Source organism: Corynebacterium sp. HMSC06G04 (genome assembly GCF_001807365.1).
GTDB lineage: Bacteria > Actinomycetota > Actinomycetes > Mycobacteriales > Mycobacteriaceae > Corynebacterium > Corynebacterium simulans.
Map to the genome: position 1 here is coordinate 123,856 of NZ_KV788618.1, position 12,620 is coordinate 136,475.

Genomic DNA, 12,620 nt, shown 5'->3' on the forward strand with positions numbered 1-12,620 from the left:
CCCGGCCAACCTATTTCATTCCTCACACACAATCTTTTCCGCAGGAGCATTTATGACGGTTAACACCAAGACTCGGCGCCTTTTCGCCGCATTATTGGTGGCGTTCGTGACGCTAATGCTAGTCGTCGCGCCCTCTTCGCCGCTGAATAACTTGGTGACGCCCGAAGCCGAGGCACAGACCAGCAAGGGCTGGGCCACGAACGAGGCGACGTACAAGCAGTGCGGTTTCCGCAGTGGCACCGGTGAGGCCGCCAACTATGCGGACCAGCTGTGCTGGATCGACATGTCGGATCTCAATAACTCGGTCACCACCTACCCGAAGCCCGTGAAGAAGGATCTCGGCCGCTACGAGCTGACTTTCGACGTCATGTACGAGACAAAAGACGACCGCGGCTACGACACGAACACTGATCCTTCCAAGGTGCAGACTTATTCTGGTCCGGTGGGTGACGGCGTCTTTGGCCGCAATGTAAACGACACCGACTACTTTGTCCCGCGTTCTGGTCAGGAGGCCATCCAGCCGAGCGTGGTGTGGGGTATAGGCACCGGAATTACGGCCGCATCGCAGCAGGCCACCCTGCGCTTTCGCAACATCAAGGTCAAGGATAAGTTCACCGGCCAATACGTGAGCAATTACCGCACCTCAATTGTTGATGCACAGGACACTCGTGGTTGGTCATTATTTACGGAAAACTTGACCATCGATGCCCCCGAGACGGGGCAGACCATTTTTCCGTACAAGCGTTTCACTCCGGGCGGTTATCGCTCCGCGTGCGATGCCAATAACAATTCCAGCAACGTCTTCGGCCCCGGCATCGAGGATTACTACGGTCGCGGCGATAACACGCCGAAAGACTTCGTGTGCAAGGAATTCTCCATCAACACCGGCAAGGCCGGCTCCTACATTGTGGGCGGCGATGGCCTGACGAGCCTCGACGTCGGCTTCTTTACTCGCAACAACTTCCAAGGCGTTGCACTAGCCCTCAACATGGGCCGCATGACCGGTGACGTCGTCCAGCCGGATACCATGATGGAAAAGACCATCACGGGTCAAGAGACCAAGTTCGATTTCTCCATGGCCACCCGCTATGGCAGCACCGACACCAAGGTTCCGTGGCAAGGCGCGAACACCTACACCCAGGCGCTGCGCCGCATGTCCCCCGATGTGAACGGCAACGTTGCCGCCGATTCCATGGTGTTCAAGTCTGCTGCCACCGGCACGGAAAAGAGCAAGGCGCTGGCCCGCTATACGCCGACGTGGCGTTGCACCCTCGGTACCACGGATTACACCATCAAGGAAGGCTCCGTGCCTCCGGGATTCCGGCTCAACAACGATGCCGCGGCAGGTACCTCCGAGGTGGTCTATCAAAACAAGTACTCGGTTCCCATGTCCTGTACTGTCACGTGGACGTCAAAGTACCAATTCTCCGCGCTGACCCTACGCAAGACGGTCACCGGTACCGCGGCCGGCTTCGACGAGGTGCAGTCGCGCAAGTTCAACTTGGGCTACCGCTGCGCCGCCCCGACCGGCTACTCCGATGCTTACCCCACGATGAAGCTGGAGGATTCCCGTGATCTCGCCGCTGGTGATGATTACACCGTTGAAGGTCTGCCAGCCGGCGCGACTTGTACCTTGACGGAGAAGTTTGCTGATGGTGCTCCGCCTGCCCGTCCAGGTAAGGAACTGACCCTGACCTGGAAGGGCAACGGCACCTCCCAGAACACCGACGCCGTGCCCGTTGGTACTGTCACCCTGAAATCCGGTGTCAACGCCGCCGATCACTCGAACGACATCGAGGCAAACAACAACTATGACTACCGTCCCGGCACCGTCAACATCTCAAAGACCATCACCGGCGAACCCGTCAACGAGCTCGGCAGCCCGCGCGATTATTCTTTCTCGCTACGTTGTTTGACCACCAATTACAGTCAGCAATCCACGATCCAGGCCACGGGCACTGGGGATGAAATCGCCGGCGATACGAGCTTTAACAATGTCCCAGTCGAGCGCGATTGCGTGCTCAAGCCACTGTCTGGCCTTTCCGATTCCGAGGCCAAGCGCATTAGCTTCGACGGCCGCGATGTCTGGGTTGATGGCCAGCAAATTCAAGCCAACTCCGATGGCACCTACACCATCCGCCTGAAGGATTATCCGCAAGGTGGAACCCCGACTGTGTCCGATATTCGTATCGAGGCGCACTACTCTTACAAGACCCGCGACGTCCGTGTGATCAAACAGTTGCGTGGACCAGGCAGCAGCTTGTTGGACGCGGGTACCACCTTCCCGGTGCACTATCGCTGCACCGACCCAAACGATGCCGCCTACAACCTCGAAGGCGACATGAACATCACCACTGACACCGCCAATCCGGTCAAGATCGAGGGCGTGCGCGTCGGTGCAGACTGCTACGTCTACGAATCCGGTAGCCCCTCGCAGCAGAACGTCACGCTTGACCGCACCACGGTCTCCGCGTCCGATTCTTCTGACGTGGTGACCACCCTCAACAATGAGGAAGCAAAGACCACCCCGGTTTTGACCGTGAACAAATCCACGGATACCAACCAGAACCGCGTTTCTGTGTCGAACCACTACCTCAATAAAACGGGCACGGTCGATTTGACCAAGCTCGTTAACAATTCCGTCAACGGCGCTAACCTGCCTGCTGACTACGAGCTTTCCTTCCGCTGTGGTACCCGCACGGTAGAGACGACGAGCGATAACTATGTTCCTGTCGACCTCACTGGTACTGTCCGTTTAGCCGATGGGCAGACCGAACGTCTCGTCGCCGAGGTCTCCGATCCCACGATTGCGGGGCTGGTTAATGACCGCGACGGTGCGATGGGCGTGCCCTATGGCAATGAATGTACGTTCTCTGAAACCACTCCTTCGACTGGCAACGGCGTTCTGTGGTCAACCGACGCCAAGGAGCAGACTTTTACAGTCGATTCTGACTCTGAGTCCGTTAGCCTGACCAATACCTTCGAACCCGCCGGTAAGGGCATCACCATTACCCAGTCTGAGGCAGGCGTCGACGAGTTCTTCCGCGACGTCGACTACGAATTGACCTGTACCGCCGACGACGGCAGCCCCTTGGACCTAGGCCAGTACGCCACTATCACCCTGGGGCCCGATAACCCGAAGGAGACCGTGCCAGCCACCGTCGTGACGTCGGGAAGCACGTGCCAATTGGTCGAATCCGACAGCAACCGTGAAGACGGCAAACGCAATGGCTACGCCATCGACCGTGATTCCAACATTTCAGTCGATGGCGAGTCTCAGACCTTCAACGACGAAGCTCGCATCGTTTCTGGTGAGTTCATCGTCGGCGATTCCACCATTGCACAGGTAACCCACACCTACGACTACCAAGATGTCACCGTGGCTGTGACCAAGCAGGTCGACTTTGCCAATGAGGCTTACTTCTCCCAGGCCCGCAAGGACGTCAAGTACAACCGTCAATTCGATTTCACGATGAAGTGCACGCCACCCGGTGGCGGCAGCGTCATCACTGTCTCCGGTAAGGTCAGCTCCCCGCAATCTGATGATGCGGCTAGCCAGTCCTTGAGCTTTGATAACATTCCGGACGGTTCCGAGTGCGTTGCGGCAGAAGGTGAGACCACTGCTGCCGAGGGCATCACTTTCACCCAGGAAGTAAAAGTCGGGGACGCTACAGGCGATCGCTCCCTGAACTTCGACGTCAGAGGCAACCAAGACGTGAAGTTGGTCAATACCTATACCCGTCAGCTGGCAGAGGTGAACCTGGACAAGGTTGCTAACACGCCAGTCGACGTCCAGGCAGCTTATGGCTCAAACTGGAAAGACCAGTTCTATACCCACAACTTTGCATTGGTCTGTCGTGACCCAGAAGGGCCTATCGATGGTTCGGGCAACCTTGGAACCTTCCCGGTCAACAGCACCATTCAGGGACCTGGCTCTACCAGTTTTGCTGATATCCCGGTCGGCGCGGAATGCGAACTGACCGGTGACAAGTTTGGTCAGCTCAACTTGACCCAGACCGCGCCGGACGGCATGGAACTGGAAACGCACATGCGTCCAAGCAAGGTGCAGTGGCGTCTGCAGCGCGACGAGGGCATGACCTACACGGATACCGATCTCGCAGATGGTGAGACCACCTCGCAGAAGTTCATGATTGAGGACGACATCTCCGATGGAGGCCTGGGCAACAAGGTCGAACTGGTCAACTTCTATGAATTCGTGAAGTCGCCCATCAAGATGAGTAAGAAGATCGTCGCCAATGCGGACGACCTTCAGGTGCTGCGCGAGGCCAACCCAGAGTTCCGCTTCGACTACCAGTGCCAGGGCGTGGGCTATTCCATCTCTAACGTGGGGCTGCCTACCAGTTTGAATGCGGGCGATACCACTGCCTTCCCGGATGGCACGTTGACCTTCACCTCGGACGAGGTTGAGGTTCCTTCCGGTGCGTGGTGTACCTTCACGGAGCTCGCTCCTTCTGCCACACCAGAAGCTTTGGAGTGGAAGCAGGACCCACGTGAGGTCGACAAGCGCGTCGGTGAAGAGGGCCAACCGGCGGTTTCCTATGACTTCACCAACACCTACACGCGCCGCACCGTCCCCGTGTCCTTCGCGGCGCTGCAGGATGGCTACCTCGGTGGTCTGAGCAACAATAGCTATGACTATAAGGTCAGCTGTACTGCTCCGGGCTTTGATAGCCAAACGTTGAGCTTCGACGTCAATAGAGCTAACTCGAGTGCGACGGTGGCTGACGCCAGTGCACCTTCGGGTGGCAAGGTTGTAAACCTGCCGGTGGGCTATGACTGCACCTTGGATGCAAGTGGTTCCTCGGCCCTGCGCGAGCGCGTGCAGTTAGAAGTGACCGCGGGCACGCGTTCTCCGTACATGACTTTCGCGACGTGGACGAAGGAGGGCGCCGCAGCCGATAACCCGGATGTAAAGCCTGCAGATATTCCACTCGACAAAGTCACCAGTGACTTGAAGAAATACACCTACGATTTTAGGCTGGATAGCGCGCTGCGCTCTGAGACGGGTGCTCCGGTGTTGACCATCGCCGGTGAGGCGATGCATCCGCGCGATAGCGTTGAGGTCACCTTCACTAAGCAATCTGTTGGCGCGGCAGGAGAGGGGCGGACCTTCGAGTTCTCCTCGAGCTGTGGTGAGACATTCACTTTGAAGTCTGGCCAGTCGCATACGTTGAGTGACATCGAAGTTGATCAGAACTGCACCATCGGCGAGGTCATGAATCAAGATTCTGCGTCTCCGGTTGTCTCCGTGGGTGAGACCGGACCGCGCCTGGGTAATGTGAAGGCGAATAACTCCATCGATCCGACTACCCACACGGTGACTTCTGGCCAGTGGTCCTTCGATGTCCTGCCGGTAGCGAAGGCCAGCGATATGTCCACTTCGGGCAGCAAGTGGGAACTGACCGGTATCAATACCTTCCCTGGGGTCAACATCACCAAGAAGATTGATGGTGCACCTATCAGTGCGGTCAGCGGAACGGTGGCCGATACCGCGGTGCTTCCCGACGACGCGACCACCATGCGTTTCAACTACACGGTAGAAAACAACGGCGCCTTGCCGCTGACTGACCTCAAGCTCACCGAGCCGGAGTTGGCTGGCCGCACTGTGGTAGCCGCTGATGGATCCGAGTACGTGGTGCCGGAAGGTGGTGCGATTCCCACTGAGGTTTGTGCCCCAGGCGATCTCGCTGAAGGGGCATCCACCACCTGCAGCTTCGACGTGAAGATCACGGAGTCGACGGAGGATAACTTCTACTACCGCGGCAAGGTTACTGTGACGGCGCTGGGCAATAACATCCTCGTCTCCGACGACGATAGCTACGGTGCTCTGCGTCTGAAGGAAGGCCTCGGCTTCCTGCTGCCGGATACCGGCCGCCAGACCCTGGTGTGGGCGCTGCTCATCGGCCTCATTCTGCTGGCAATCGGTATGGCTTTGTACCTGCGTAATCGCAACGACGAAGAAACCGATGGCGAAGACTAAGACGAAGAAGAACCAGTCACGCAAGAAGAAAAGCTCGCTGTGGCTGGTTATCCTCGGCATCTTGGTGCTGCTGTATCCGATTGTTGCCACGCAGTACAACGATTGGCAGCTGCAGCGCCAGGCGGAGAACTACCGGCGCGCCATTGAGCGCATCGACCCGCCTGCCCAGCGAGAGGCCTACGTGCAGCAGGCACATGAGTACAACGATTGGTTGGCGGAGCAAGGTCATCATGCTTTCCCACCGAATCCTTCTTCACCGGGCTTTGAGCGTTACATGAAAACGCTCAATGCCCCAGAGGCCGGGGGCGCGATTGCGCGACTTCGCATTCCCGCAATTAACGTCGATCTTCCCGTGCGGCATACGACTGCCCCTGCTGTGCTTTACGACGGCGCGGGACACATGTTTGGTTCCTCACTGCCGGTGGGAGGTAAGGGAACCAATGCCGTTATTTCTGCACACACCGGCATGGTGGACGCGTCGATGTTTGATAACTTGCCGCGACTCAAGGACGGCGAAATCGTCACCATCGAGGTGATGGGCGAGTTGCTGCATTACAAGGTCGTGGGCCGCGAGGTGGTCAAACCTGATAAGTACGATGCGGTGACTTATGAGCCTGACAAGGATCAGATCACGCTGATCACCTGCACCCCGTACGGCATCAACACGGATCGTCTGCTCGTGCATGCAGAACGCGTCTACATTGCGGGCGGAGATGAGGATTCGGGCTGGCATCCAAAGCTGTCGTGGTGGATGATTGCCGCGCTTAGCATCATCGCCATCTCTTTGCTTATCATCATCTATCTGGAATGGCGTCGCCGCCGACGTAAGCAAGCCCGCGAGGAACGTCAGGCTAGGAAGCAGGCGGCCGCCGATGGTAGTATGAGCAGCTCAGAGTAAGAAAAACAGCTACTTAGCGTTAGTGCGAGGAAACCAACTTCATGGCACGTTTTATTGACCGCGTCGTTCTTCACCTGCAGGCCGGCGACGGAGGCCACGGATGCTCTTCGGTGCACCGTGAAAAGTTTAAGCCGCTGGGCGGTCCAGACGGCGGCAATGGCGGCCACGGAGGAGACATCCTGCTAGAGGTTTCCACCCAGGTGCATACCTTGATGGACTTCCACTACCGTCCGCACCTGAAGTCCGGCCGAGGTAACAACGGTGCTGGTGACTGGCGCAATGGCGCCCGCGGCGAGGATCTCATCCTCGAGGTCCCGGCCGGCACCGTGGTCTACTCCGAAGACGGCGAGATGCTGGCGGATCTCACGATTCCTGGCACCCGTTTTGTAGCCGCTGAAGGCGGCTTTGGCGGCCTTGGTAATGCTGCGCTAGCTTCTGCTGCCCGCAAGGCACCAGGCTTTGCGCTTCAAGGCGAGCCGGGCGAGGCCCGTGATCTGGTGTTGGAGCTTAAATCCATGGCGGATGTCGGCCTCGTCGGTTTCCCATCGGCCGGCAAGTCTTCCCTAATTTCCGTGCTTTCTGCGGCCAAGCCAAAGATTGGTGATTATCCGTTTACCACCCTGCAGCCGAATCTCGGCGTGGTGGACATGGGCTTTGAATCTTTCACCATGGCCGACGTTCCGGGCCTTATCCCGGGCGCTGCTGACGGCAAGGGCCTCGGATTGGACTTCCTGCGCCACATCGAACGCACTGCGGTGCTCGCTCACGTCGTTGACGTTGCCTCCTTGGAGCCGGGCCGCGACCCGCTTTCCGATATTGAGGCGCTCGAGGAGGAGCTCGCAAAGTACCAAGAACTGCTGGACCAGGACACCGGCTTGGGCGATCTGCGGCAGCGCCCACGCATCATTATCTTGAACAAGGCGGATATTCGGGAGGCGGAAGAACTGGCCGAGTTCGTCAAACCCGAGCTGGAGGAGAAGTACGGTTGGCCCGTCTTCATTATTTCTGCGGTGGCACGCAAGGGCCTCGATCCGCTCAAGTACAAGCTGCTTGAGATGGTCAAGGAGCACCGTCGCACACAGCCGAAGGTCAAGGCGGATAAGAACCACACCATCATCCGCCCACGTGGCGAGCGTAAGTCCGGCTCCCACGCTGACTTCACCGTGCGCCCTGATCCCGAGCTTGCCGGTGCCTTCGTGGTGGAGGGCGACAAGATCGAGCGCTGGATTGTGCAAACCGACTTCGAAAATGATGAAGCCATCGGCTACCTCGCTGACCGCTTGGCCAAGGCCGGTGTGGAAGATGAGCTGTTCAAGCAGGGCGCTGTTGAGGGCTGTCCGGTGACCATCGGCGGCATCACCTTCGAGTGGGAGCCGATGACTGGCGGCCGTGCCACGGATGCCGGCCGCGGCTTCGACGGTCGCCTCGGCGGCACCGAGCGTGTTTCCGCCGCTGAGCGTAAGCGCGCTTCGCAGGCTCGCCGTGGCCTCATCGACGAGTATGACTTTGGCGATGACGAGAAGGTCACCCGCGAGCAGGCGAACCGGGACCGCTGGCAGGGCTAGTACAATGGGCGGCCATGTCTTCGCAACAAGATTTTCCGCTAACCCAAAAACCTTATTCCGGGCCCACGGTTGACACCCCCTTTCCGGACCCGTTGCATGAAAATCCCACGGCGTCCGGCTTTGATTCGCCGCTGCGCCAGCGCATCGCGCACGCCAAGCGCGTAGTCATCAAGATTGGTTCTTCGTCGCTGACGGATGAGGACTTCCTGGTCTCCCAGGAGCGCATCGACCACATTGTGGACGCGGTGCACGCCCGCATGGGCATCTCCGATGTCATCCTGGTCTCCTCCGGTGCGGTGGCCGCTGGCATGGGCCCGCTGGGGCTTAATCGCCGGCCGACTGATCTGGCCACCAAGCAGGCCGCGGCGTCTGTGGGCCAGGTGCATCTGGCGTACGAGTGGGGCCGGTCTTTCGCCCGCTATGACCGCACGGTGGGCCAGGTGCTGCTCACCGCCTCGGATACGGGGCACCGGGACCGCGCCCGCAACGCGCAGCGCACCATCGACCGGCTGCGCCAGCTGCGCACCATTCCCATCGTCAATGAGAATGACACGGTGGCGACCTCGGAGATGCACTTCGGGGATAATGACCGGCTCTCCGCCTTGGTGGCCAACCTGATGGGCGCGGACGCGCTGTTCCTGTTCTCTGATGTCGATGGCCTCTATGACAAAAACCCGGCGGAGCCGGACGCCCGCTTCATCGATGAGGTGCGCACGGGCAAAGACCTGAAAGGGGTCGAGGCCGGTGAGTCCGGCAACGTCGGCACCGGTGGTATGGCCACGAAGGTCTCGGCCGCGCGCCTGGCCACCCGCGGCGGAATCCCGGTGCTGCTGACGTCGACGGATAACATTGGCCCTGCTCTTGCCGATGCCTCCGTGGGCACCGTCTTCCACACCCGCGAGGAGCGCAAGTTGTCTGCCTGGAAGTTCTGGGCGCTCTACTGCGCCGATACCGGTGGGGCGGTGCGCCTGGACGCTGGCGCCATGCAGGCGGTCACCAAGGGAGGCAATTCGCTCCTGGCGGTTGGCATCACGGAGGCCATCGGTGAATTCTCCCGTGGGGAAATCATCGACATCATGGGCCCGGAAGGTGAGGTCATCGGCCGCGGCGAAGTACGTTTTGATTCCGCGGAGCTGCGGGGCATCCTGGGCAAGCAGATGGAGGAGCTGCCGGAATACCAGCGCCGCAGCGTTGTCCACGCCGACTACCTGTCGAACTACGCCTCCCGAATCTAGACACTAGAGGCCAGAGAAACCCCAGGAAAAGACCATGAAATACGCCATGTTGCCGGAACAATGGGAAGAATCCATCGAGACCTTGCGGGGAGCTGGCCATGAGCTCGCGGAGCTTTCCGATGCCGACTTCCTCATCTACAACGGCGACGGCTCGGACTTCCCGTTGCCACTGCCGGAGAACATCAAGTTCGTGCAGATTCCGTCTGCAGGCGTAGACCATCTGCTCGACGTCATGAAGGAGACCGACGTAATCTGGTCCAACGCCGCTGGCGTATTCGATAACACCGTGGCGGAATCTACCATCGCGCTGCTGCTTGCGCAGCTGCATGCCCATCGCTATGTCAACGACACCTTCTCCAACTACGAGGAGGTGCAGGATCACAAGTCCTACCTACACGAGGACAAGACTGTGGCGATCATCGGCGCCGGCGGCATCGGCAAGCGGCTCATCACGATGCTCTCTGGCTTTGGCCCGCGCATCATCGCCGTAAACCGGTCCGGCAACGCGGTTCCAGGCGCGGATGAGACCTATCCCATCTCCGAGGTGGACAAGGTCTGGTCTGAGGCCGACTACTTTGTGCTCATCGCGCCGCTTACCCCGCAGACCCACCACATGGTCAACAAAGACGTGTTTGCCCAAATGCCGAATCATGCGGTGGTGGTCAATGTGGGCCGTGGCCCACTCATCAGTACCGAGGATCTTTTGGCAGCGCTGGACTCTGGCGAGATTGCCGGCGCAGCGCTCGACGTCACTGATCCGGAGCCGCTCCCGGATGATCACCCGCTGTGGAAGGACCAACGTGTGGTCATTACACCGCACATTGCTAATACCCGTAACTCGGTGCGCCGCCACTTGGGAGCACACACCGCAAAGGTGGCCGCAGCCTTTGAGGCTGGCGAGGAAATTCCTACCCGTGTGGATCCGAACGCTGGATATTAAAGTGTAAAAGCATGAACAAAGACATTCGCGTGGGAGACGCGGAACGCCACAATGCGCTAGACCTCCTCAGCACCCACTTCGCTAACGGTCTCATCGACATCAACGAGTTCGAAGACCGCACAGGAAAGGCGGCTGTTGCGCGTACCCGCGGCGAGATCGCTTCCCTCTTTGAGGACCTTCCTGACAATCCAATTGCAGAGGTCGTCCCGTTCAAGGAATCGGAAGCGCAGGCCGAGCTCGACCGGCTGCAGCGCCGCGGAGGGTTAGTCCACCGAATCGATGCCGTCATTTGGTCAGCGACGATGATCCTCTTCTTCCTGGGGCTTTTCGTCTTCGACTGGGACTATTTCTGGCTTGTCTTCCCGATTGCAGGTATCGCCTCGTGGGGTGTCAGGGAGGCGGTCAAGCTCTCCGACGACGACGAAAAACTTTATGAGGAATTGAAAAAGAAGGATGACAAAGACCGGGCCGAGCGCCTACGTCTGGCAGCCGAGCGCCGCAAGGAGCTGGGGCAGTAGTCCGCGGGGTCTGCGGGGGGGAGTGGCTGCGCGCTTGAGCTATACCCACGCGTGACATCCAGCGCGGATAACCATGCTGTTGGGGGGTGAGTTTCTTTAAGAGGATGTTATTCAGCTTTAAAGTGACCTAAATAAAACCCGGGGGGATCACTTTCGCGGGCACGTTCCGGATTGTAAGCTCATCCTAGTTCGATTTAGTCAAGCCTAAGTTAACTTGGCTATTGTTCGTGAGCAAAGGACTTTCTTTCATGACCCATTTCAACGTGCCCAAGTACTCCGTCCGCATTGCGGCAGCCACCCTGGCCATGCTCGCATCCGCGACTGCGTTGAGCGCGTGCAGCAGCAACGAAGACACCTCCGCGTCCACCGGCTCTACCGGCGCCGCGGGGGACACTGCTGTGACCATCACTGACGTCGCCGGCCGCGAGGTCACCTTCGACAAGCAGCCTGAGCGTATCCTTCTGGGCGAGGGCCGCGGGCTCTTCGCCACCTCGATTCTCAACCGCGAGGATCCGCTCGAGCACGTCGTGGCTCTGGGCAAGGACCTGCATGAGGCGGCTCCGAGCTTCGAGTCCAAGTTCGCCGAAACCAATGCGGCGTACAAGGATCTGCCGACCATCGGCAACATCGCCAAGGGCGACGTCACCGTGGAAAACCTGCTCGCGCAAAAGCCAGACGTCGTGGTCATGACGCTGGACCACAAGGAGGGTGCGGAAAAGACCGGCTTCCTGGACAAGATGGACCAGGCCGGCCTGAAGTACGTCTTCACCGACTTCCGCCAGAAGCCGCTAGAAAACACCCCGAAGTCCATGGAGGTCTTCGGCCAGCTCTTCGGTCACGAGGACAAGGCCGCAGAGTTCAATAAGTTCTATACCAGCAAGGTTGATGACATTAAGTCCCGCGCGGAAAAGGCCGGGGACAAGCCGCGCACCCTGGTCTGGCGCGCGGCGGGCCTGAAGGATTGCTGCTCCACGGTCAAGGACTCTAACCTAGGTGACCTGGTTAATGCCGCCGGCGGCGAGAACTTGGGCGATAGCCTGCTGGACACAGAGTCTGGAGACCTTACCGCAGAAAAGGTGCTTGCTGAGCAGCCGGAGCACATCATCGCCACTGGCGGCGCATGGGCCAAGGACCCGGAAAAGCCGGAGGTCCTGCCGCACGTGGAGATGGGTTACGCGGCCAAGGAAGAAAAGGCGCAGGAGACCCTCGAAGGCCTGCTAAAGACCCCGGGCTTCGAGCAGCTTGAGGCCCCAAAGGAAGGCAACTTCCACGCTGTCTACCACCAGTTCTACGATTCGCCTTTTAACATCTTCGCCTTGGAGCAGTTTGCTGTGTGGATGCACCCAGAAACCTTCAAGGACTTAGACCCAGAAAAGGACTTCGCCGAATTCCACAACAAGTGGCTGCCCATCGACTACAGCGGCGTTTTCTTCACTACCAAGAACACACACAAGCACTAAAAA

At 59.1% G+C, this 12,620-nt stretch carries 7 protein-coding genes; all 7 read left to right on the forward strand.

Features of this window, described 5'->3' with window-relative positions; genetic code table 11:
- Positions 1–52: 52 nt before the first annotated feature.
- The 7 genes from HMPREF3158_RS08445 to HMPREF3158_RS08475 all read left to right on the forward strand — a co-directional run bounded on the left by HMPREF3158_RS08445 (position 53) and on the right by HMPREF3158_RS08475 (position 12,617).
- On the forward strand, positions 53–6,001 hold the full coding sequence (locus tag HMPREF3158_RS08445) for a DUF5979 domain-containing protein (RefSeq protein ID WP_070498060.1): 5,949 nt from the start codon (positions 53–55) through the stop codon (positions 5,999–6,001).
- Entirely contained in the window at positions 5,988–6,899 is a 912-nt protein-coding gene (locus HMPREF3158_RS08450) for a class C sortase (RefSeq protein WP_062037842.1), read from the forward strand. The genes HMPREF3158_RS08445 and HMPREF3158_RS08450 overlap by 14 nt, the downstream gene beginning before the upstream one ends.
- Before the next feature lie 41 nt (positions 6,900–6,940).
- On the forward strand, positions 6,941–8,464 hold the full coding sequence (gene obgE / locus HMPREF3158_RS08455; RefSeq protein WP_061924098.1) for a GTPase ObgE: 1,524 nt from the start codon (positions 6,941–6,943) through the stop codon (positions 8,462–8,464).
- Between the two features lie 14 nt (positions 8,465–8,478).
- Complete coding sequence (gene proB / locus HMPREF3158_RS08460; protein ID WP_062037845.1) at positions 8,479–9,699, forward strand: glutamate 5-kinase; 1,221 nt, start codon at positions 8,479–8,481, stop codon at positions 9,697–9,699.
- A 34-nt stretch (positions 9,700–9,733) separates the two neighbouring features.
- Positions 9,734–10,639, forward strand: a complete 906-nt coding sequence (locus HMPREF3158_RS08465; RefSeq protein ID WP_062037848.1) for a D-isomer specific 2-hydroxyacid dehydrogenase family protein — start codon at positions 9,734–9,736, stop codon at positions 10,637–10,639.
- 11 nt (positions 10,640–10,650) lie between these two features.
- Positions 10,651–11,157, forward strand: coding sequence for a DUF1707 SHOCT-like domain-containing protein (locus HMPREF3158_RS08470; RefSeq protein WP_062037851.1), 507 nt, complete (start codon positions 10,651–10,653; stop codon positions 11,155–11,157).
- Positions 11,158–11,405: 248 nt separating this feature from the next.
- Positions 11,406–12,617: an ABC transporter substrate-binding protein gene (locus tag HMPREF3158_RS08475; RefSeq protein WP_062037854.1), complete on the forward strand. Its 1,212-nt coding sequence runs from the start codon at positions 11,406–11,408 to the stop codon at positions 12,615–12,617.
- Positions 12,618–12,620: the final 3 nt, after the last annotated feature.